Source organism: Haladaptatus marinus, from assembly GCF_051194195.1.
The window spans coordinates 344,327-366,492 of record NZ_JBLZNK010000005.1 but is presented as its reverse complement, the minus strand read 5'-3'; the positions used below and the strand labels follow the sequence as shown (position 1 = coordinate 366,492).

The 22,166-nt window shown below is 54.6% G+C and carries 21 protein-coding genes and 2 pseudogenes; 7 read left to right on the top strand and 16 right to left on the bottom strand.

Going from position 1 to position 22,166, the window contains the following annotated elements:
• Window positions 1-40: 40 nt before the first annotated feature.
• The 3 genes and pseudogenes from ACN2TU_RS19105 to ACN2TU_RS19095 all read right to left on the bottom strand — a co-directional run.
• A pseudogene (locus tag ACN2TU_RS19105) lies at window positions 41-424 on the bottom strand (beta-xylosidase family glycoside hydrolase); the annotation flags it as partial.
• Window positions 402-1,304: a family 43 glycosylhydrolase gene (locus ACN2TU_RS19100; RefSeq protein ID WP_435157577.1), complete on the bottom strand. Its 903-nt coding sequence runs from the start codon at window positions 1,302-1,304 to the stop codon at window positions 402-404. The pseudogene ACN2TU_RS19105 and the gene ACN2TU_RS19100, both read right to left, overlap by 23 nt.
• A 120-nt stretch (window positions 1,305-1,424) precedes the next feature.
• Window positions 1,425-1,709, bottom strand: a complete 285-nt coding sequence (locus tag ACN2TU_RS19095; RefSeq protein WP_435157576.1) for an alpha-glucuronidase family glycosyl hydrolase — start codon at window positions 1,707-1,709, stop codon at window positions 1,425-1,427.
• A 254-nt stretch (window positions 1,710-1,963) separates the two neighbouring features.
• On the opposite strand from ACN2TU_RS19095, the gene ACN2TU_RS19090 reads away from it, so the two are divergent.
• Window positions 1,964-2,728, top strand: coding sequence for an IclR family transcriptional regulator (locus ACN2TU_RS19090; RefSeq protein ID WP_435157575.1), 765 nt, complete (start codon window positions 1,964-1,966; stop codon window positions 2,726-2,728).
• 747 nt (window positions 2,729-3,475) lie between these two features.
• Here the strand turns inward: ACN2TU_RS19090 and ACN2TU_RS19085 are convergent.
• The 3 genes from ACN2TU_RS19085 to ACN2TU_RS19075 form a co-directional block, all read right to left on the bottom strand.
• The gene (locus ACN2TU_RS19085) at window positions 3,476-5,434 is read right to left on the bottom strand and encodes an archaea-specific SMC-related protein (RefSeq protein ID WP_435157573.1); all 1,959 of its coding nucleotides are present in this window, start codon (window positions 5,432-5,434) and stop codon (window positions 3,476-3,478) included.
• A 187-nt stretch (window positions 5,435-5,621) separates the two neighbouring features.
• Window positions 5,622-6,242: a rod-determining factor RdfA gene (gene rdfA, locus ACN2TU_RS19080; protein WP_435157571.1), complete on the bottom strand. Its 621-nt coding sequence runs from the start codon at window positions 6,240-6,242 to the stop codon at window positions 5,622-5,624.
• A 135-nt stretch (window positions 6,243-6,377) separates the two neighbouring features.
• Window positions 6,378-7,193 carry an IclR family transcriptional regulator gene (locus ACN2TU_RS19075; RefSeq protein ID WP_435157570.1) on the bottom strand — a complete coding sequence of 272 codons (816 nt, stop codon included), beginning with the start codon at window positions 7,191-7,193 and terminating at the stop codon, window positions 6,378-6,380.
• Window positions 7,194-7,903: 710 nt separating this feature from the next.
• On the opposite strand from ACN2TU_RS19075, the gene ACN2TU_RS19070 reads away from it, so the two are divergent.
• The 4 genes from ACN2TU_RS19070 to ACN2TU_RS19055 are packed head-to-tail and all read left to right on the top strand — an operon-like array spanning window position 7,904 to window position 13,519.
• On the top strand, window positions 7,904-9,535 hold the full coding sequence (locus ACN2TU_RS19070) for an ABC transporter substrate-binding protein (RefSeq protein ID WP_435157569.1): 1,632 nt from the start codon (window positions 7,904-7,906) through the stop codon (window positions 9,533-9,535).
• A gap of 14 nt (window positions 9,536-9,549) precedes the next feature.
• The gene (locus ACN2TU_RS19065; RefSeq protein ID WP_435157568.1) at window positions 9,550-10,509 is read left to right on the top strand and encodes an ABC transporter permease; all 960 of its coding nucleotides are present in this window, start codon (window positions 9,550-9,552) and stop codon (window positions 10,507-10,509) included.
• The gene (locus tag ACN2TU_RS19060) at window positions 10,509-11,390 is read left to right on the top strand and encodes an ABC transporter permease (RefSeq protein ID WP_435157567.1); all 882 of its coding nucleotides are present in this window, start codon (window positions 10,509-10,511) and stop codon (window positions 11,388-11,390) included. The genes ACN2TU_RS19065 and ACN2TU_RS19060 overlap by 1 nt, the downstream gene beginning before the upstream one ends.
• Window positions 11,387-13,519, top strand: coding sequence for a dipeptide ABC transporter ATP-binding protein (locus ACN2TU_RS19055; RefSeq protein ID WP_435157565.1), 2,133 nt, complete (start codon window positions 11,387-11,389; stop codon window positions 13,517-13,519). Before ACN2TU_RS19060 ends, ACN2TU_RS19055 begins: the two co-directional genes overlap by 4 nt.
• A gap of 15 nt (window positions 13,520-13,534) precedes the next feature.
• Here ACN2TU_RS19055 and ACN2TU_RS19050 read toward each other — a convergent pair whose 3' ends face one another.
• The 4 genes and pseudogenes from ACN2TU_RS19050 to ACN2TU_RS19035 form a co-directional block, all read right to left on the bottom strand.
• Entirely contained in the window at window positions 13,535-14,263 is a 729-nt protein-coding gene (locus tag ACN2TU_RS19050; RefSeq protein WP_435157564.1) for a DUF1028 domain-containing protein, read from the bottom strand.
• 312 nt (window positions 14,264-14,575) lie between these two features.
• Window positions 14,576-14,701 (bottom strand): hypothetical protein, encoded by a 126-nt coding sequence (locus ACN2TU_RS19045; protein WP_435157563.1) that lies wholly within the window; start codon window positions 14,699-14,701, stop codon window positions 14,576-14,578.
• Window positions 14,702-14,966: 265 nt separating this feature from the next.
• Window positions 14,967-15,293, bottom strand: coding sequence for a hypothetical protein (locus ACN2TU_RS19040; protein WP_435157561.1), 327 nt, complete (start codon window positions 15,291-15,293; stop codon window positions 14,967-14,969).
• A gap of 135 nt (window positions 15,294-15,428) precedes the next feature.
• Window positions 15,429-16,045: pseudogene (locus ACN2TU_RS19035) on the bottom strand (IS6 family transposase).
• A gap of 174 nt (window positions 16,046-16,219) precedes the next feature.
• Here ACN2TU_RS19035 and ACN2TU_RS19030 point away from each other — a divergent pair.
• The gene (locus tag ACN2TU_RS19030) at window positions 16,220-16,471 is read left to right on the top strand and encodes a glycosyl hydrolase (RefSeq protein WP_435157560.1); all 252 of its coding nucleotides are present in this window, start codon (window positions 16,220-16,222) and stop codon (window positions 16,469-16,471) included.
• The gene (locus ACN2TU_RS19025; RefSeq protein WP_435157558.1) at window positions 16,447-16,866 is read left to right on the top strand and encodes a hypothetical protein; all 420 of its coding nucleotides are present in this window, start codon (window positions 16,447-16,449) and stop codon (window positions 16,864-16,866) included. The genes ACN2TU_RS19030 and ACN2TU_RS19025 overlap by 25 nt, the downstream gene beginning before the upstream one ends.
• Before the next feature lie 304 nt (window positions 16,867-17,170).
• Here ACN2TU_RS19025 and ACN2TU_RS19020 read toward each other — a convergent pair whose 3' ends face one another.
• The 6 genes from ACN2TU_RS19020 to ACN2TU_RS18995 form a co-directional block, all read right to left on the bottom strand.
• Window positions 17,171-17,440, bottom strand: a complete 270-nt coding sequence (locus tag ACN2TU_RS19020) for a hypothetical protein (RefSeq protein WP_435157556.1) — start codon at window positions 17,438-17,440, stop codon at window positions 17,171-17,173.
• Between the two features lie 173 nt (window positions 17,441-17,613).
• Entirely contained in the window at window positions 17,614-17,844 is a 231-nt protein-coding gene (locus ACN2TU_RS19015) for a hypothetical protein (RefSeq protein ID WP_435157554.1), read from the bottom strand.
• A 64-nt stretch (window positions 17,845-17,908) separates the two neighbouring features.
• Entirely contained in the window at window positions 17,909-19,009 is a 1,101-nt protein-coding gene (locus ACN2TU_RS19010; protein ID WP_435157552.1) for an oligopeptide/dipeptide ABC transporter ATP-binding protein, read from the bottom strand.
• On the bottom strand, window positions 19,006-20,112 hold the full coding sequence (locus ACN2TU_RS19005) for an ABC transporter ATP-binding protein (protein ID WP_435157550.1): 1,107 nt from the start codon (window positions 20,110-20,112) through the stop codon (window positions 19,006-19,008). The genes ACN2TU_RS19010 and ACN2TU_RS19005 overlap by 4 nt, the downstream gene beginning before the upstream one ends.
• The gene (locus ACN2TU_RS19000) at window positions 20,113-21,129 is read right to left on the bottom strand and encodes an ABC transporter permease (RefSeq protein ID WP_435157548.1); all 1,017 of its coding nucleotides are present in this window, start codon (window positions 21,127-21,129) and stop codon (window positions 20,113-20,115) included.
• Complete coding sequence (locus ACN2TU_RS18995; protein ID WP_435157547.1) at window positions 21,119-22,120, bottom strand: ABC transporter permease; 1,002 nt, start codon at window positions 22,118-22,120, stop codon at window positions 21,119-21,121. The genes ACN2TU_RS19000 and ACN2TU_RS18995 overlap by 11 nt, the downstream gene beginning before the upstream one ends.
• Window positions 22,121-22,166: the final 46 nt, after the last annotated feature.

Sequence of the window (22,166 nt, the reverse complement as noted above, 5' to 3'; positions counted from 1 at the left end):
GCATAGATGCGAAGGTTGTAAACTACCCTTCCGCCGCGACTCAGCCTGTCCGCTCGTAGACGAACCGCTTGAATCTGGCTGGCGTCGGATTTACGGCGTCACTGGTCGCGTACGGACCGACGTAGACGCCCGTGAAGCTCCCGGTAACCTCGGTAGCCAGATACCGGGTCGCGGCCGTCCCGAGTTCCGTCGTCGGATCGCCCCCGTAACAAAACCGGTACGTCTCCTCGTCGGCGATTATCTCGACTCGGTGGTTCGACCCCGACGCCGGTCGCTGTGCGACTACCTCGGTCGCGTCACCGATTCGGAGCCGGACGAGGGCGACTCGCCGCCCGTCCCGATGTCCGACGCCGACCTCGTAGTGGTGGTCTTCGTCCGCGACGAGCGCGAGACCGGCCTCCTCACCTGCCACGGGGTCGAACGAGAATTCGACCTCGGCTCGGCAATCGAAATTCGCCTGTCGGCGACCGACGAACGTCGCACCTCGCTCGTCGAGGCTCGCCGTCCGAGAGCGTCAATCGACCCGCGTCTGTTCGGGAGTACGCGTCCGGGTCGGGATTCCGACGGTATTCGAACGCCTCTTCCAGCGTCTCGCCGTCGAACGTCGCCCGGGTCTGTCGGGTAGGTTCGGCGGGGTTGTGCTCGGCTGTGTCGCCCGGCAGGCCAACATCCATCTCGATACCGACCGGCTCGCCGCCGTTCACGACCGGCCATCCGTCTTCCCATTCGACGGGTGCGAGGAACGTTTCGCGCCCGAGGTGATGCCATCCGGGATAGCCGCCCTGCTGGCGGATGCCGAGGAAGACAAGCCACCACGAGCCGTCGTGTGCATGGAGGAGGTCGCCGTGACCGGTCGCCCCTATCGCTTCCATCGGGTGTCCGCGGTGCGAAAGGATGGGATTCCGCGGGCACGCCTTGAACGGACCGTTCGGATCGTCCGCCCGCGCCGCGACGACCGTGTGGTTCGTGTGGGTTCCACCCTCCGCGGTGAGCAGGTAGTAGACGCCGTCGCGCTTGTAGAGGTGAGGTGCTTCGCTGAACGTCCCCTCGATTCCGCGCCAAATTTCGCGCGTGTCGCCGACCGCTCCCGTGTCGAGGTTGAGCGTAGCCTGCTTGATCGTCGTCTCGGCGAGCGTCGGGCCTGCGGCGTAGGTGAGGTAGGCGGTGCCGTCGTCAAAGAACAGGTCGGGGTCGAACCCCGGTGCGTCGATGTAAATCGGGTCGGTCCACTCGCTTTCGGGGTCTTCGGCGCTCACCACGAAGTGGCCGCCGCCATCGACGTGCGTCGTGACGAGGTAGAACATGCCGTCGTGGTGGCGGAGTGTCGGCGCGAAAACCCCACCTGACGACCGCGGTCCACGAAGTCGAGTTGGCTCTCGCGAGTGAGGCAGTGCCCGAGACGTTTCCACGAAACGAGGCCGTGGCTACGATAGAGCGGGACGCCCGGGAAGTACTATTACCTCCATCTCGGAAGGCGTGCCAATCGCTAAAAACCCGTCCGCCGACCGTGGTGGATGTTGCCAGAAGTGGGGTTCACGACCGAGCAATCCCTGGAGTCCACGCCGCAGTTCGTCCCGAACAACACCAAGTTCCGGTGCCCTGACGGATGCATAGACGTTCGAACAGTGGGTTCGATACAACTCCGGGTTCCCATTTCCAGCGTACCGGAGCCAACAGTCGTCGTACTCTCCTTCAGATATCCCGTGCACGTTTCGTTCCCGTCTGTAAATCGTTAACGGTCACCATATTTCAATCTTCGAAGCCCTAACCCCGGCCACAGTCGGTCGATTGACAAGACGTTGCTGTCACGAATCGTTGAGGGACTGCGAGACACCGTCCGTCAGGTCTATTTCGCCATCGGCACAAGCGACAGGGACAGACCGAATGGAATTCAGTAATGGTGAACGAATTGTTCCATTGCTGAACAAATGTTTCAATAGCCGGTGATGAGAACGGCTATAGCATGGGAAAGAAAGCAAAACACGCCGTGAAGTCGGTTGAAAACGCTTTCGAGATACTCGATGCGCTGAAAGAACTCAACGGTGCGGGGGTTTCGACGCTTTCCGACCACTTGGGACTGCCAAAGAGCACGATTCACAACTACCTGAGTACCCTCCTTCAGGAAGAGTACGTGGTCAAAAACGGCTCGACGTATCACGTCGGAATCCGATTTCTGGAGTACGGCGCCTTCGCCCGCGTCCAGATGGACATTTACGACATCGCGAAAAAGGAGATAGACACGCTGGCGGAAACGACGGGGGAGTTAGCGAACTTGATGGTCGAACAGCACGGACGCGGGTCGTATCTGCATCGCGCCCGCGGAGAGCGGGCAGTTCAGGTCGAAGCCCACGTCGGGACGCGCGTCCCGCTCCACGGAACCGGCTTGGGGAAGGCGATACTTGCCCACCTTCCCGAAGAACGAGTCGACGAAATAATCGAAATGCACGGTCTCACCGGCTTTACCTCGACGACGATTACCGACAGGGCGGAACTGAAGGCCGAACTGGAAGAGATACGTGAGGTGGGAGTCGCGTTCGACGACGAAGAGCGCCTCTCGGGTCTGCGGTGCGTTGCCGCTCCGATTTTGAGCAACAACGGCCGAGTCCTCGGTTCGATCAGCGTCTCCGGCCCTTCAAATCGAATTCGTGACCGGCGCTTCTCCGAAGAACTTCCGAATCAGGTGCTCGAAGCCGTCAACGTCATCGAACTGAACGTCACATACTCGTAGCATCCGAGTCAACGTCTTGTCCCGTTACCCTGCAACCCGCTAACTACGAGGCGAGTTTCTCATCGGTATTCTGCTCTGTTACTGAACAGACGAATCACATTGTCGTACTACCGTTCAGCTAATATGAAAACCGTTTTTCGGTGTTATCACTTCATGCTTTGGCGTGAATTATACTACTAACCGCCGACTCGTCCATTATTTCCGAAATTTATGCACAGTACGTCCACTCATGACCGGTGCAACGAGCGAGATATCGACATCAGCGTTCATAATACCAGAACCCAATATCGAGCGTATTCGCCAGTGTCAGACACTGATACGTGGAATCACGATTATTGACTGTGCCGTGCTCTCGTTCGACTTCGAGGCTTTGGAATCCATTACGAAAATAGGATTGTAATGGTGAAAGTCGGACGGCTATCGCCAAGAGATTACATTAACAGGGTTGTAATGTAGAGGGGGAATCAGTGACCGTCGATTCGTCGAGAGTCGCCGGTGCTATGTTCGGTGGAAAGATTGGTTACGTACGGGTTTTCATCGGAAGTGGTGGTGTCTGGGTTGCTTCTGCATTCCGAATCTTAACACGTACGGCGAACGTAATCGAAGTGAACCGGAATATAGTTAGACATTCCTCGAATACTGGGCGGTTGTACGGGATTACTACAACACGATATCTGTTATCGTGCGTCGGTAAATCATAGGCGAATTTTTATAAAAATATATACTTATTCCTTAGGAAGAAAGTGATTAGATTTCGCCGACGCGTTCGTATTCATCGTCAAGCGCGGCGGCATCTTCGGGCAGCAATGCAGCAACGAGGTAGCCCGCATACTCACTGAAGTAGTCAACGAGCGCTGCAATCCGATCCGAATCGATCGCTTCGAGCGAGTCCAAGAGGATAAACGGCACGCGGTCGTAGACGTCATGGACGAGGTAGCCTGCCAGTGCGAACACGAGACCGGTAACTTCTCGCTCGCTCTCGCTGAGATGGTCGATCGTATCCTCATAGGTTGACTCCGAGTCGGTCGTGCGAATCACATGCAAATTGAACACACTTTTCGTGACTTTACGACGGCCCTCGCGAACCTCCTGCTCCGAACGTTCGATCCAAATTCGATCGAGGTTTGCATAGTCAAGCAACTCTAGCACGCTCGTCATGTGTTCGTTGAATTGCTCGACGGCGTTGGTCTCGATTTGGTCAATTCGAGTCCGGAGGTCGGTCAGTTCGTCTTGGACGTCTGCCCGCTGTTCTTCGAGTTGCTCTTGTTCGACCAACTTATCCTCGATGTCCGAAATTTCGGCTTCGACATCGTCGAGGTCCGTTTCGAGTCGCTCCAGTTCGAATTCGAGTTGATTCGCCTCACGGTGCAAATCGAGAACCTCGCTGTAGTCCTCTTGCTCGAGTTCTTCGACTTCTTCTTCGAGAGTATCGATGTCATCAGTTATTTCGGCGCGTTCATAACGGAGATCGGTGCGTCTGGTGTTTCGATCGTCGAGTTCAGTTTCAAGCTGCTGAATACGCCGTTCGACACGCTGGCGTTTTTGTCGTTTATCTTCGAGTTCGGATTTCTCTGCTTCGAGTTCTCTCATCTCGGCATTCAGCTCGCTCCGTTCGTCGAGCTTTTCCTGCCGAAGAGAACGTAGCTGGTCTAGCGTTGACTCGATTTTCTGTTTCTCGACTTCTGTTCCGCACGTCCAACAGACAACGGTTTCCGTATCAGCAACGAGTTGGTTCGTAAGCGACTCATCCGAATCCGTCTCGGCCGTCGATTGGAGTGCCGTCCGAATATCCGGGCTGGTACCTTCGAGCATCTCCTCGTTAAACTGAATTATCGTTTGAAGTTCGCTCACCGTCGAATCGAGTTGTCGTTTTCGTTCACGTAGCGACTGAAGCTGCTGGTCGAAGTCCGTGGTCGAATCAGTGGAGACGTCAGGGAGTGCTGCCTGCTCGCTCTCAAGCTCATCGAGTTCGTCCTGTAAAGCTTCGATACTCTCCTCTTCCGTGTCTATCTTGAATCTAATATCCTCGAGGTGCGACCGAGTCTCTCGCAGTTCCTCCAGCTTTTCATTAAGTTCGTTTTTCTCCGCACGAGTTTCACTAACATCGGAATCGGCGTCTTCGAGTTCAGCCTCCTTCGTTTTGAGCGCTGCTCGTTTCTCCTCGATCTCGCCCTCTAACCGGGTTCGTTTCTCTTCGAGAGAGGGAAGTTTTTGCTTGAGAGATTCGAGTTCCTCCAGTTCGTCGTCGATCCGGTGTTTTTCAGCCGTTAGTCGCTCGATATCAGCCTGGATTGCGTCGATATCGACAGGGCGCATGATCAAATCTCGGAGATCATCACCTCGAGCGACTGCGCGACGGGCTTCATTCGATTCGAGCAAAAACGCGAAGAGATCCGCAAGTTCCGGATCATCGAGATATGGGTTACCGCTCTTCACAACCGTTCCGTTCTGGCGGGTAAGCGTCCGTGTATAGGTTTCGTTGCCGATATTCAGTTCGACTGAACCCTCGTCAGCATCACCCTTGAGCGACGCTCGATCACTGCCGAGCGCTGCCATGATCGCCTGGAGAAACGAGGTTCGGTTAGTTGCGTTTCGGCCGGTGAGAACGGTGACTCCCGGCGAAAACGTGACAGTAGTCTGGTTGATTCCACCGATGTTGTTAGCCGAAAGCTCGACTGACGTTCGATTCCATTGCTTCGATTCCATACTAGCACTTTTGATGGCGTGGTTATAAAAGGATTCCCTTCTTATGTGATTGATTACGATCGTCCCATTTATATAGGGATTGATTCTATGGGAGATGCATGACCGAGACATCAGATCCATTGCTGCTGAAGATGATGAACCCGGTTGAAACCCGTTCATTGTACGTCCGAAGTTCGTATACCTGCGATTACATCATACAATCACATCCCCCCTTTTCCAGGAGATCATCTATCGAATTTGATTGACCGCATTCATTACAGACGACTCGGACGTCGTTGATTACATCGAAGTCGGCGAGTTCGATTCGGTCCGTATTCCGAAGATTAGTGAGCGTCGTTTCAGCCACTGCTACCGTTCGGTTCTGAAGACGTCGGATGGTTTCTGCTCCCTTTTCGACCCGCGTTTGGGTGTCGTCCATCTTCGATTCATGAGATACTTCTCGATACTTGGTGAGATAGGTATAAACGGCCTGGTGAGACACGAAATCTTTCTTGAGTTGCTCTACGTCGATTCCATCGCGAGCGAGCGAGTTTTCCGCTTCCGTTCGGATCCCGCTACTGACTGTCTCATCGGAGAGCAACCGATAGATATTTTCGACTTCTCCTTCCAGTGGAGTGGTATTTATTCGATCCAATTCGGCCTCCAAAACCGCTTGATTGAAAAAATCTGCAAGGTCACGGAGACTATGTTGCTCTTCAGCCTCACCAGTCCAGTAGTCTTCGAGCGTTTCTCCCATGTCGCCCAATTCATATTTTCGGATTACTCGATCGACTTTGCTGGTCTTTTTTCGGGAATTGTCCTGAGACATGTTGTATTACTGATTGTGAATCCTCGGTTCAAATCGGTCCATCAGTTGCGCCGTATCCATTACGACTGTAGAAGTGTTATCGATTTAAAAGTGATGGTTCTTCCTGAACGGAGTCGAACCACCGTGATCGGATGGCTAGATGAATTTGGGAAGGTCGGTTTCGTTCTCGGACATATTGATATTCACTTCGATGACATTTGCAGCGTTCGTCACCTTCTCGACGATCACGTCGTGATACTCCGCCTCGTTCATCCGGTTGGTCGGCCCAGAAACACTGAGCGACCCGAGAACGCGACCATTTCTGTCTATGATTGGCGCACCGATCGCTTTGAGACCTTCGATTTCCTCTTCGTCGTTGTACGCATACCCTCGCTCTCGAATCTGCTCGAGCTCTGCGAATAGCGTCTCACGATCAGTGATCGTATTCTTCGTCTTCCGAATCAACCCGTAGCGGTCGATGATCGCGTTCACACGATCCGTTGTGAGAAACGCGAGGATCGACTTCCCAGTCGCTGAAAAGTGCAGGTAGTCCGGCTTTTGTAGTTTGGTAGTTTGGTAGTCGCTTCCGACCGCCTTCTGTCCTCTAACTTTGTAGAGATTGACGCTGAGCCCGTGTTGTTCAGTAGCGAGATGAGCGTACTCTCCCGTCTCGTCGGCCAAGTTTTCGATTTCCGATTTGCCAATATTGTATAGCTTGTTTTGATTACGAACGTACTCTCCGAAGAGGAGGAACTGAAGTGATAACAAATACGTGTTTCCCTCTTGAATGACAAATTTGTTTTCACGAAGCGTCGTGAGATGATTGTACACCGCACTTTTTGACATACCGAGATGGTCGGCGAGTTCGGTAACACGCGCTCCGTCGAGTTCCTCCAGCGCACGAATCACGTCGAAGGATCGAGAAACTGTTTTCAACGTGCGCGATGAGCCGGATTCTGTTCGTTTCCCCATGTTAATTGGTACCGAATATGGGTGTAAAAGTGTTTGTATTTGGTGCACACCCGTTCAATATCCAAAATCGACAGACTGCATCGACCATAAGTTGTTCCAGAAAATTGGACAGCGTAACATGGCGTCAAAGAATGCTTCTATTCGTCGGTTTCGAGCGGATAGAACGAATGACTTTCAATCCTATCGTTCAAAATGCGTGCAACGTAATTCCGCGTGGTTACCCTATGCAGGCTTTGTTTTTGAATGAAACCATTCGAGAATCTCAAGCCCTATTAATCAGAAGGTAGAGTCGGTAAGACGCTAGATATACTTTTGCGTGCTGTTTTCCATAGGTGCAATCCGAATCTCAGCCATCAGAGGAACAATATTCTCCCAAAATTAGGAAGGTGAGACCTCAAAAAGCTAGGAAAGAGGTTTGTGGAGGTTCCGAACTCGCGCCCTCGAATACAGTAACAGATGATGATATCCGGACTTTCAGCGTCGTAACGAGGAGTATTGGTTTGCTCGTTCATTAACGACAGCTGGCACCCACGAGTAAGCTGTTTCAATGCACCGGCGGGCACTCGTGTCGATACAGCACAGTCCCCCCAGTCAGTCCGGACTGTGTGAACCGAATGATGTTGCTGTACCGAACGTGATTATTACAATAGGATAACTCGACAATCGAGTACTTTATAATCTTTATGATGCATGATTGAGTCCGTTTCTCTATGCCAAGCGATAGCAATAGACGCGAATTTGAAAACAATAGCGATACGGCCGGAAACGGGAGGCTCGCCCGCCGGGCATTCCTCGCTGCAACGGCCACCGGCGTTCCGGTCGCACTTACTGGCTGTCTCGGCGGAGGCGGTTCCGACGATTCAGGCGGTGGCGGTAGCGGAAGCGGCGGAACGCCAAAGTCAGGCGGAACGCTCCAATGGGGCGGGGCGGTTCCCGTTCAAGGGCTGGATCCGCATCTCGAGAGTGCCGCAGCAACCAATCGAGTGCTCGAAAACATTACCGAGCCTCTAATCCAACTGGATTTCGATTACTCTCTCAAACCGCATCTCGCAAAAGATTGGACGACTTCGAAGGACAATACGAAACTAGAATTCACGCTTCAGAAAGGTGTGAAATTCCACAACGGGAAGGAGATGACCTCCGACGACGTGCTCGCAAGCTACGAGAGGATTGCCAATGGCGAATATCTCGCTAGCGGTTTCTTTGAGTTCGTCGATTCGATGGAAAATCCGGACAATCAAACCTTCATCGTACAGTTGACAGAGCCATTCGCCCCGTTCATCTCCCGAATGGCGACTGGAGAGATGCATATAGTCCCAAAAGGACAGGCGAAGAAAAAGAAAATTAAAGAACCAATCGGGACGGGACCGTACAAGTTTGAGAGTCACGAGTTAGAGACCACGTTCACGATGGCGAAGTTCGAGGACTACTGGAACGCCAGCGAGGAAAACGGTCCCTTCCTCGACAAAATCGTCAAAAGCGAGATATCGGATCCGAGTGTGCGCCTCCAGTCGTTCCGGGCTGGCGAGTACGATTTTATCAACGGTGTCCCGCCAAAAGACGTCGAATCGCTCAAAAACGATTCGTCCCTGCGCTTCGAAAAGCAGTTCCCGAAAGCACTCGTCTATCTCGGACTGAACTGCAATAAGAAGCCGTTCAACAACAAACACGCCCGCCTCGCGCTCGACTACGCACTCGATAAGGAACAGATCAGCGAGGCAGCGCTGTATGGAACCGGTAAAACGACCGCGACACCCGCAGCACCCGACAGCCCGTGGGAAAACACCGATGTCAAACCTCGACCACGAAACCTGAAGAAGGCAAAAGAACATCTAAAGAAGGCAGGAATGGCAGACGGGTTCTCCGTTTCATTCAAGATACCGCAATCCTACCCGACGCAAGTGCAAGGGGCGAAGGTCATAGCTGACCAGGCATCGGAGGCCGGTATCAACCTCAACATCCAGAAAATAACGTGGAACACGTGGCTCTCGGATGTTTACAGCAAGCAGAATTTCGAGGCGACGACAAGTTCGTACCTCGCACTCTACTACCCGGACGTGTCGTTCTATAAATTCCTCCATCCGGATGGTGCGTTCTTCTTCACCGGATGGAAGAACGACGTGTATAACAAACTCGTCGAGAAGGCCCGACACATGTACGACGAGAATGAGCGCGCGAAGCTGTATCACAAGGCCACCGAGATTCTCCACGAGGAGCGCGCGGGCCACCTCTTCCTCTGGTGGCAGGCGAACCTGTACGCCGGTTCGACGAAGTACGGTGGTAAAATCGGCGCTCCCGACGGTTCGACGCTACGATTCCAAGACAACTGGCTCGACGGATAACGAGGTGGCCACTCATGTCAATGTCCAACTATCTGCTCAGACGGTTGGGGTTCATGACGTTGACCCTCCTGTTTGTATCGTTGATCACGTTTATTGTGACGACGATCCTGCCTGGAGACGTTGCGCTCCTCATCCTTGGACCGAACGCGACCGAAGAGTCCATTCAAGCGCTGCAAGCGCAAATGGGTCTCGACAAGCCGCTGTACCTCCAGTATATCGACTGGGTCATCGGTCTCCTTCAGGGTGATATGGGAACATCACTCCGGTTCGATGACCCAGTCGTAACGCTCATCGCGGAAAAACTACCGAAGTCGCTCATGCTCGCCGGTGCGGCGACGTTGATTGCGGTTTTCCTAGCACTGCCGCTCGGGGTCATCGCTGCGGTAAAGCAGAACGAGGCACCCGACCTCTTCGCGTCGATGTTCGGATTCATCGGTGTTTCCATCCCAATCTTCCTGTGGGGACTCGTGTTCATCCTCGTCTTCGCCGTGTGGTTGAATATCTTCCCGACAGGTGGCTACGTCTCGCCGAGTGACGACCCAGTGGGAACGCTGACCCATCTCATCCTCCCGGCGTCGGCAATGGGATTCGCCCTCACCGCCTACATCATGCGAATGACCCGGTCGTCGATGCTCGAGGTCATGTCCGAGGAGTACATCAAACTGGCTCGTTCCAAGGGAATGACCCAGCGAATCATCGTCCTCAAACACGCGCTTCGGAACGCCATCATCCCCGTTATCACGGTTATCGCGTTTCAGTTTAGCTACGCGTTCGGCGGGGTCGTCGTTCTCGAAGAAGTGTTCTTCTGGCCCGGCATCGGCAGGTTGACGCTGACTGCCATTCAAAGCCGGGATATCCCGTTGTTGCAGGGCTGTATCATCGTCGTCGCATTGATGTACATGCTCTCGAATCTTGCAGCAGACATCCTCTATGGGTACTTCGACCCACGAATCCGCTACGGAGGCGAGGAATAATGGCAACCTCGACATTAACGGTCACGTCCGCACAGAAAGAACGTCTCGAACGGTTTGCTCGGCAGTTCAGGAACAACACCAAGGCGATGATCGGGCTTACCATTGTGTTGGTGCTCATCGTCGTCGCGATCTTCGCACCAGCCATCGCACCCTACGCATTCGACAAGACGTCCGTCTCGGATAGAACACAACCGCCGTCGATCGACCATCCGTTCGGAACCGACGACCTCGGCCGAGACATCTTCAGCCGCGTCGTGTTGGGCAGTCGGATATCGCTGTATGTCGGCTTCGGCGCAATCACCGGTGCACTCCTGATCGGGACGATAATCGGGCTCGTATCCGGCTATTACGGAGGTCTTGTCGACGAATCGTTGATGCGGCTGATGGACGCTGCGATGTCGTTTCCACCCATCCTTCTCGCATTGACATTGATGGTCGTCCTCGGACCGGAACTCAACAACGTCGTTATCGCGTTGGCCTTCGTGTACACTCCGTACATCGCTCGTGTCGCCCGAAGTGCGACCTTGTCCGAGCGAAACGAGGCGTATGTAGAATCAGCCGTTGCCCGGGGGGAAAATAATCCGCACATTATCTTCCGCGAGGTGTTACCGAACTGTTCTGCTCCGTTACTTGTACAGGGTTCGTTGAACATCGCATTCGCGATGCTCGCGGAGGCAAGCCTGTCGTTTCTCGGCCTTGGTGCACAACCCCCGACGCCGTCATGGGGACTCATGATTAACACCGGTCGCGGATTTATGCAGTCCGCACCGTGGATAATCATCTTCCCAGGTATCGCAATCGCGATTACCGTCATCGGATTCAATCTGCTCGGTGATGGCCTCAGAGACGTTCTCGACCCCAAGGTGGATTCGATAGAATGAAGCGCAAAAATACGGACGGTGGACGGTCACCGCTCCTCCAAGTTCGAAACCTCCGGACGGAGTTTCTGACGGAGGACGGAAAAGTCGTCGCCGCCAATGATGTATCGTTCTCCCTCGATACGGGAGAAACAATGGGAATCGTCGGTGAGTCCGGTGCCGGAAAGAGCGTCACTGCGCGTTCGCTACTACAGCTCATCGACCCCCCCGGAGAAATCACTGGCGGCGAGGTCATCTTCGACGGAGAGGACTTACTGGAGTTCTCCGAGAAGGGGATGCGAACGATCCGTGGAAACAAGATCGCGCTCATCCCACAGGATCCGATGTCGTCTCTCAATCCGGTACTCACGGTCGGCGAGCAGATCGTCGAGACGATCATGCACCATCAGGACAGTGACCGATCGACGGCGCGCGAGCAAGCCATCGAAGTGATGCGCGATGTCGAGATTCCGGATGCGGCCGAGCGTTTCGATGATTACCCGCACGAATTCTCCGGAGGCATGCGCCAACGCGTCCTCATCGCCATTGGTCTCTCCTGCAAGCCAGATCTGATCATCGCGGACGAACCGACGACCGCGCTCGACGTGACGACACAGGCAAAGATACTTGATTTATTGAACGGACTACAGGACGAAAAGGGGATGGCCATCCTGATGATCACGCACAATCTCGGCGTCGTTGCCCAGACGTGTGATCATGTCGGGGTGATGTACGCGGGGAATCTCGTGGAGACTGCAAAACTCGATGAGCTGTTTCGAAACCCACGACATCCGTACACACGGGGGTTGATCGATTCGATTCCCCAGCCGGATATGCAGTACGACGAACTTCCAACGCTGGACGGAGCAATGCCGGATCTCACCGATCTGCCGCAGGGGTGTAACTTCGCTCCACGGTGTGCACACGCGACCGATGACTGTCACACCGGTGGGAATCCCGACCTCACCTCAATAGCGGGGACGACGTCTCGTGCGGCGTGTATCCGAACGGACGAACTTGACCTTAGTCAGGGGTATGTGCCCGCAGTTTCGAGAAGCGAACAGAAAGATCTCGATCGGAGTGGTGAACCGCTGTTCGCGGTGAAGAATTTGAAGAAGCATTTCGCAGCTGGAGACGGATTCCTAGGCGGCCTCTCGCTCACGCGTTCCGACGGTGGCTTACCGAAATTCGAACGACGAGCGGTAAAGGCGGTTGATGGCATTGATTTCGACATTTACGAGGGAGAGACGATGGGTCTCGTTGGTGAAAGTGGCTGTGGAAAATCGACCGTCGCTCGGACCGCGCTGAAACTCCTCGAACCGACCGAATGCGAAGTGTACTTCGAGGGACAGCCCATTCACGAGATGAGCAGTACGGAGGTTCGGAGTCTCCGTCGTGAGATGCAGATAATATTTCAGGATCCGCAGAGCTCGCTCAACCCACGGAAGACAGTCGGGCAGGTAATCGGGCGAGCGATGGAACGACACGGCATCGCCACCGGTGATGAGAAAAGACGTCGCACGCGCGAGTTGCTGAGGCGCGTCGGCCTCTCGCCGGACATGATCAACAAGTATCCGCATCAGTTCTCCGGCGGTCAACAACAGCGCATCGCGATCGCACACGCGCTCGCCGTGGAACCGAAGCTCATCGTTTGCGACGAGCCGGTCTCGGCGCTCGACGTTTCGGTGCAGGCCCAAATACTGAACCTCCTTAACGAGATTCAGGCAGAATACGGGCTCTCGTACCTGTTCATCTCGCACAACATCGGCGTCGTTCAGCACATCTGCGACCGAATAGCGGTGATGTACCTTGGGAAAATAGCCGAGTTCGGCACGGTCGAACAGATATTTTCGCCGCCGTTCCACCCCTACACGGAGAGCCTGTTGTCGGCGGTTCCACACGCCAATCCGTCGAAGAAAACCGACCGAATCCTGCTCGAGGGGAGCGTTCCAAGCCCGCTGAATCCACCGTCTGGGTGTCCGTTCCAGACCCGTTGTCCGAAGAAAATCGGAGAAGTCTGTGAGAAAACTGAACCGAATCTGAAGGAGACGGAGGCCGGTGCCGGCCATCAAATATCGTGTCTTCTCTCTGTCGATGAAATGAGCGAACGTCGACCGTTCATCGAGCCAGTTGAATCGAAATCTAGTGATTGAGCCACTGCCACAGGATCAGTATTTCACGCCGAATTCGAGGATCTCATCGGGATACGAACCTAACTGCCGGCTGGTCTCGTCCTGTAAGTTTTGTTGGGTCTCATACGCCCTTTCATAGAGTTCCCGAAGCTTCCGAATCGGATGTTCGGCAGCGTCAATGCGAAGATTGTGATACAGCTTTGGCTCAGGTGCGTGGACGAGTAAAGCCGAACTTACCTTTCCTCGTTTATCGCCACCCGCTTCCTGTCCTGCCTCGAGACCGCTGAGTAAACGGTCGGGAAGCGAACCGGTGGATGTAGTGAACGCATCCCTTACTGCATCGACGACAGCAGAACCATCGAGCATATTTCCCGCAACCGAGTGTTTTGGCCCGGTCGTCGAGCCACACCAATCGACACAGTTGTCACCAGTGAACGTATATTGCCCATCATCACGTTCAACACCGTGTAACTGCCGATAGCTCGAATGTTCGTCCCGCGCTAACACCGATTCGCACGCCGATTCGATACCTTCACCGTCGGCCACCCGCGAAAGTACATCCGAGCCGTGAGTCGTTTTCGTGAACGATTGCGTGACAACCGCGGCCGTATCGCTCACGTATGGGCATGTCGCTCCTACAGCGACGATGCCGGTCGCCACAGCAACACCTAGCGCTTCCGCTTTCGCATCGTAGGCCGCGATAGAGAACGTCCCTGGTCGGTATCCGCGCTTCCATTCGCTTGTCGCACGTGATTTTCTTTGCATACGTTGGATACAAGCAGGGTGTGATATTGTACTCTAGTGCTGTGATCCCAGCCGTTCAAAATTGTTCTGGCTGGGGGAAACACAGCGCATAGTATTGGTTTAGGGCCCTGGGATGATCCACTTTCGCTTAGGATTTTAATCGGCAAAAAATCGACGTCCTGGGTGTAATAACATGGTGAGTACAGTTGAGTACCGGTGTGCACCGCAATCTCTCGCACGTTCTCCGCTGAAAGACAAACGGATGCTCTGTGCAGGCTGTGCAGACGTTCCTGAAGCCGAGCGCTGCAGAGTAAACTCGTATAGATCAGCCGATTATTCAGAAATCTGTAACACGCCAGCATCTTCGTCTATGTTACCTCCAAACAGGATCGCCAACACAAAGAGCAAGCCAACACCTGCCAGCACTGTTTTGATAGCTATAGCGACTGTTTTTACCATACCTCTTCACTCACACATGTTTGGAATAAGCTTTCTGGAACCAGTAACGTGGGAAGTGAGTTCGAGGTCTCGATTGACGATCCTGCGCCGCATAGGAGGCAGTACTGACGGCCTGGTTTTTCGTCGAGTAACGTTCGCGCATAGTTTCGATGAGTACCCCAGGAACCGACTGCCGCTTATTGATTTAGCAGGTAGTAGAACCGATACCACAGTGACGGATTCAAAACACTCTATCCAGAGAGAACAACAACCAAATGCTCCGTGATCACTGGCCGTCTTCGGTCGCTTCGCCGCGAAGTTGCGGAACGACGACTTGGAGGAATTGGACGACGACCATTACCAGTGGGCCGAGGAAGATGCCGTACCACCCGAACAGGATGGGTTCGAGCAGATAGGCGAACATGACGAGCGAGAGGTGGAACATCTTCCCCGAGAAGCGCGGACGGATGTTGGTTCTGACGATACTGTCATATGCCAGTTCAATAAATGGGGAGAACACGAGCGGGTACCAGAGTGCGGTTGGATTTCGTTGAATCGCTTTCAGTGCGAGGATTGCAGCGATAACGATATAAACGACGGATCGACCAACCATCGGCACGAGCGTGAAAATCCGTAATGACCTCCAGCAGGCTGGTCATTGGGATGAGGAGATTTTCTGGCGCGAAAAATTGAACATGATATAAATAATCACGGTCAGAATAATGCATCGTGTATAGGTAAGCGATTTCTACCAGACCGCGAAGGCTTGCGACCATGTTTCGGCGGTGGCTGGATCGAGGTGTCTGAAACTATCACTAAATTATTAGGTGTGGTGTTTTGTTCATCTAAAGACATTTCTAACGAGAAATTGGTTCCCATATCAATATTTTGATATGGGGCCCGAATCGTTGTAGTGCTGCTTTGAGATGATGAACGCGGTCGACAAGAAACATGGTGTCGGAGATGGCGTGTTTCTCCTGAGGCTCTCGCAAAAACTGCTCAACTAATGCCGTCGTAGTCGTTGTAAACAACCTCAGCTACAGGAATTCATTTGTTTCGGGGTCGACGGCTGAATACAGCCAGAATTGCTAACCGTTGATTCGGATCACGATCCCCTCAAGGTAACGTGATCCGGACTCGCGTCGGTAGCCAACTGTAGATCAGCTTTTTGCACCCAGTCATGAACTGCTTCCCGCGAGTGTAGGACATCGAACTTCCATTTTTACATATAGTATATAAAATATATAAATTTGGCAGATAGAGGCGAATACCAAGCTGCATCAGTTCACGCGGTGTCCGCTCGCGCTCTACAAACTCTAATTCGATCCAGTTGCTATACCTGCTGAAGCGTGTGATTTTTGCCATAGACCAGCATCAATTCACCATGTCTCATGCTTCATCCTTGACTAAACACGACTATTACTACCGATTAATTTATTGTATATTTGTTCGATTTGATAGTGGGCAACCGTATCAGCGCTAGCGCGGTTCGCAGTGCTATCTAGATAGCGACGCTGGTACGCTAGTTACAATACACCTATGTCAGATGATAACAATTGCTCTGACGCAAACATCAACGACCACCACTTCCACTACGGCTACTACGTCCGTGGGGCCGCAGAAGTCGCCCGAAAGGATCCGACGTGGGCCCAAGATTCGAACTGGGGTGGCATGGTCAATCTCCTGATTCGGGACTTCGCGAACCCCGATCGGTCGAATTCGATGTTCCCGTTCTTACGCCACTTCAGTCCCTACGAGGGACACTCGTGGGCCGACGGTGGGGGGGTCTGAGTACCACCTATGACATTTATGTCACGGCGGTCGACAGCGCGGGCAACGAGTCAAACGCCTTGAACACGATCTCGGTGACGACTGACTCCGGATCGACCGGATCAACTGCCCCAACCATCGACAGCTTCAGCGTCACGAATGTCTCGAACGGTGGCTGGGCGAGCTTCAACGTAAACTGGACTGTTTCGGACGCCGACGGCGATCTCTCGTCGGTCGTCGTCGAACTCCGCCAGAACGGTGTGCAAACCAGTAAGACGATCGGTGTCAGTGGATCGAGCGCGTCCGATAATACGAACATCCGCGACAGGAAGGGGTCCGGCAGCTACGACGTGGTACTGACTGTAACCGACGCCGCTGGCAACACGACAACACAGACGAAGACCGCGTCAGCCTGAGGTCGGTCTCGCACGGCTCCTGATCGCTTCATACTTTTTCGCCACTTTCCCCGTCGTTTCCCAGTGGTACGATCGAGTGGAGACTCGCTAGCGGTTCAGTAAAACCCAAGCTGGCGCTCCGAAAGAACACCGGTCAATCAGTGCTGTAACAACGCCGCTGGCGACGAGTGAAGAGCCGAAAAGATACCTACTTAGGACAGATTCGTATGGATCAAGACTCCAGATGCGGCCTCCCAGTCCTGTGAATCTGTGCCATCGACGGTCCGCGTCTCACTTTCGGGCCCTATGGGAGGTAGAACTCGTGTTAGATTGGGTCTCGAACCGACTGAGCACCTCCTTGAGCGGAACAGCAATAACGGGTGAGATCCTCTGGCCGCTGGGTCTCCTGGTTGATTTCGGCTATCTGTTCTTCGGCAGCGTCAGCCACGTCCTTTGCAGCAGCTATCGTCTCCTCGCCGGGTTCGACGATCGCAGAGAGCGATGTAGCAATAGTCTCGATGCACTCGAACAATTCGTCGAACTCAACGTCGTGTTCCTCGGCGAACTTGGCGAGGTCGTTCAAAGTCTGATCCATCGTTTGGGATATTTGGGCCAACCGATCTTTCTGATCGTACGCATCATCGGAGATCTTCTGAATCGAGGCGGCAGTACCTGTGCTCAGAGACGTCACCGCTGAAAACGAGGACGTAGACGTTAGCGAACTTGCCACTGAGACGACAGCGTTTCTCGCAGACGAATAGTCCGTCGTCACTCCATCGCGCGTTTCGTACAGTACCAGTAAGTCGATCCGAAGACGAACAGACAGAGAACGATGAGTATCGCGTCGATAACGGCGATAACGTACCCCTGTGAGCCGCTATTCAACAGGAACAACGGGAAGACCAGCAACAGCCCCATGACGATGACAACAGCCAGGAGTATTGGAATCTGATCTCGCTGACTGCAGATCGCATCGAGTGCCGCGTCACGTAGTGTCATGTTCTCGTATTCTCGGAAGGATATAATGAACGTCCCGATCGTACTGACCAGGCGACCGGGCAGTTCAATCTTCGAGTTTGGGGCTGTTCCAGTACTCGTGATCCTCGTTGGACCGGAAACACGCAACGCGGTGGGAGTCACCTCGCTGGTCCAGTTCTGGTTGTTGCTTCTTACAGGCCTCTCTGGCCTTCAGGCACCGGGTGTGGAACCGACATCCGCTGGGCGGGTTGATCGGATCGGGAATGTCGATCTTTCGCATGGGCGGTTCCCCTGCTTCTTTCGCGTCCAACGAGAGGTTCGGCGTTGCCCACCGGAGTACCTTGGTATAGGGATGTTCTGGGTTCTCGATAATCTGTTCTGCTGGGCCGACTTCGACCAGGTTACCTAGGTACATCACACCGACGCGACCGCCGCCGTGTTCGGCGAAGTAGCGCGCGTTCGAGAGGTCGTGTGAGACGAAGACGAACGAGGTGTCGAAGTCGTTCTGGAGGTTGAGCATCAGGTCCATCATCTCGACGCGCAAGGAGACGTCAAGGGCGCTGATTGCCTCGTCGGCCAGGATGACGTCAGGGTTCATGAGCAGCGCACGAGCGAGCGCGACACGCTGCTTTTCACCCCCGCTGAGCTGGTGCGGGTAGCGGCCAGCGAAGTCGGGGGCGGGCGTCATTCCGACTCGTTCCAGAAGCGAATGGATTCGCTCCCGTCGCTCACTGGCACCCACGCCTGGGTGCATCAATTTGATCGGTTCGGAGAGGATCTCGACGATGCGCCGGTTCGGATTGAGAGAACTACCGGGATCCTGGTGGATGATCTGCAGTGACGAGCGAATGTCGGAGAACGATAGATCGGTGTTCCCGGCTTTCGTCTCCCAGATGTCCCGACCGCGGTACTTCACGGATCCACCTGTCGGACGCTGAAGTCCAATGGTCGTCTTCCCGAGTGTGGTCTTACCACAGCCGCTCTCTCCGACGAGCGCGAGCACATCGTTCTCCTGGATGTCGAGTGAGACACCGTCGACTGCTTTGACGGTGTCCGGCTCCTCGAAGAAGTCGAGCAGTCCCTGTTCTTTCTCGAAGTGAACTTCGACGTTGTCCAAGGAGATCAACGGATCGTTACCACTGTCGACGCCGCTGCCGACTCGCTCAGTCGCGTCCGGACTGCTCATCGCTGCTCACCTCCCTCGAAGAAGTCCGTGTTGCCAGTACTGCCATCCGTCCGTATCGTCTCAGTCCCCGCGAAGTTGAGCTTGATCTCGTCTTTGGCTCGTTCCCAGTGGTGACAGGCGACGGAATATTCGTTCTCGACCAACTCGAACTGCGGATCGGATACGATACACTCTTCAGTCGCGAGAGGGCACCGATCGGCGTACGAACAGCCGGCCGGGACATTCACTGGTGCGGGACTTTTTCCTGGAATCGGTTTCATTTCTTCGAGTGGGGCGTCGATGTTCGGTGTCGAGTTGAGTAGTGCACGTGTGTACGGATGGCCGGCGTCGCCGACGATTTGGTTTCGCGGCCCGGCCTCGACGAGTTCGAAGGCGTACATCACGGCCATACGGTCGGCCAGCGACGCGACCAGCGGCAGGTCGTGTGTGATGAACACCATCGTCACATCGTACTTTTCCTTGAGATCCTCGAGCAACATCAGGATCGACCGCTGCATCAACAGATCCAGCGCAGCCGTCGGCTCGTCCATGACGAGCACCTCCGGCTCCAGGAGGAGGCTCAAGGCAATGAGCGCACGTTGTTGCATCCCACCGCTGAGTTCGTGGGGATACGATTCGAGCACTCGCTCCGGGTCGAGGTAGAGGTCCGAGAGGAGCTCACGCGCGAAGTCCATCCCCTCGGCGATGTTTTGATCGTGTGCCCGGAGTGTGTCCTTGAAATGACTCCCGACTTGCATTGTCGGGTTGAACGAACTCATCGCGCCCTGGAACACCATCGAGACGTCGGCCCAGCGGTACGATCTGAGATCGTCGTCACTCAGGTTCAACACGTCGACAGTCGTGTCCTCGTCGGGGTGATAGAGGATCTCACCGGAGATTTTTCCGGGTGCGGGAATTGCGTCGAGCATCGCGGAGGCGAGCATCGACTTGCCGCTACCACTCTCGCCGACCACACCGACGATCTCGTTGCGTTCGACGTCGAAGGTGACATCGTTTAGGACGTACGTCTCGCCGCCATCGTAGGTGACACTCGCGTTTTTGATCTCCAGTATCGGGTCTTCGAGTTCGTCCGGTTCGGTCAGTTGTTCGCTTTCGATAGCCATTCAGAGCACCTCCGTCATGCCTGCGTCGTCGTCCTTCACGGTCGATTCGGATTCACCTGCCATACGGGTCCGGACGCGGGGGTTGAACACCCTGTCCATCCCCTGACCCAATAGGATCAGCGCGAGTGACAGCCCCATGATGGCGATCATCGGGAAGATGAGCCAGTGGGCTGCCTGCCAGGTGAACAGCGCGCCACCGTTGTAGGCGTAGTTCAGCGTGACTCCCCAATTCTGCGTCGAGAAAGGCAATACACCCAGGAAGAACAACCCGATGGACGCGAACACGACGTACCGGGCTGCGAAGACGAAGTTCACCGTCACGTACGGCATCAGATTCGGGATGATGTCTTTGAGCAGGATCCGTGGCGTACTGACACCCATCGTTCGGGACGCCTCAACGTAGTTGTCCTCACGGATAGTCAAGACCTGTGACCGGAGTGACCGTCCCAGGCCAGCCCAGTAGTTGATATTGATGAGGATCCCGAGGATGATCGGATTTTTCGGGTTGAGCGTCACTGCGAGAATGACGACCAGCGGGAGGCCCGGGATGGCCATCATGACGTCTGAGAACGACATAAGCACCCGATCGACCGTCCCTCCTTTGTACCCCGCAAGTGTCCCAACGACGATCGCCGTCGCCGTCGCCCAGAGACCGCCAGCAGCGACCATCAGGAGGATTTCTGGCGTAGAGTGAATGACAAGCGACAGCAAGTCCACTCCGGACATCGTCGTCCCGAGGGGATGATCCCAGCTCTGGAACGCTCCCACCAGCCGCGGTGCCTGATTGGTCGAGGGGGCGCGATAGAGGTCAAAGATCGCGATGATCGCCATCCCGACGTAGACGCCCATGATGAGAAGTCCAAGCCGCGTTCGGCCGTCAGCCCAGGCGACCATCGCCGGTTTGTGGATTCGTTCCTCGAAGTACTCGGCGACCTTGTCTCGAAGCGTTACGTCCGGCGATTCCGTATATTCTGATCGCCAGGCGGTGTTCTCCTGTTGTTTGGACTCAGTAGGCATCGGATTCACCCCGACTGATGCGCGGATCGATCTTGCTGTAGGTCAGGTCAGCAATGTAGACACCAATGACGAGTGCAACAGTGATGACGAGGAAGGTCCCCATCATCAGGGGATAGTCGTTAGCCTTGAGCGCAGACCACAGATACCATCCGAGGCCGGGATAGGAGAAGATCCGTTCGAGGATGATCGTCCCGCCGAGTCGGAAACCCAACAACAGCAGGAACCCGGTGTACATCGGGAGAATCGCGTTTCGGGCAACGTACCACGTGGCAATCCGTCTGTCGGACAGCCCACGAAGCCTGGCGACCTCCACGTAATCGTTCCCCAACACCTGGATGCTGTTGCCACGCATCGCGAGTGCCTGTCCCCCGATGCCGCCAATTGTGTACGAGAATATCGGCAGCGCGGCGTGTCTGAGTGCACTCACGAAGAACTCCAGTGTCAGTCCAGTCTCGACGTCGGTTCCGACCGTTCCAGCAGTCGGAAGCCACTGAAGCTGATAGGCGACGATGAACAGTGACAGGACAGCGACCACGTAGAATGGGATCGACATGAGGCTGATCGAGAGTCCCGAGACCAACTGGTCGAATCTGGATCCTTCCCAGTAGGCCTGGATCGCACCAAGTAAGATCCCGAAGACGAAGATGAGGACTGTGGAGACGAGGACGACGAAGACGGTCCACGGAACGGCCTCGGCAATAATCTGTGAAACAGGTTCGCCGAGCTTGATAGATCGCCCGAAGTCACCCCGCATGGCCGAGAGCATGTAGTTTATGTACTGCTCCCATATCGGCGCGTCCGGTTGAATGTTCTGTAAGTTGGCGATGCGTGCATCGACTTCCGAGGCGGGCACACCACTCTTAAGCAACCTCGCTCGGAGCATTGTGAACGGTCCGCCTGGAAGGAGCCGAATCAGGCCGAATGTCAGGCTAGCGACCAGGAAGATGGTCGCGAACACTCGAGCGGTTCGGCGTATGTAATAGTTACCCATGATCTTAGTTCTTTGATCGTGTTATATGATTGTATCGGAGTCGGAG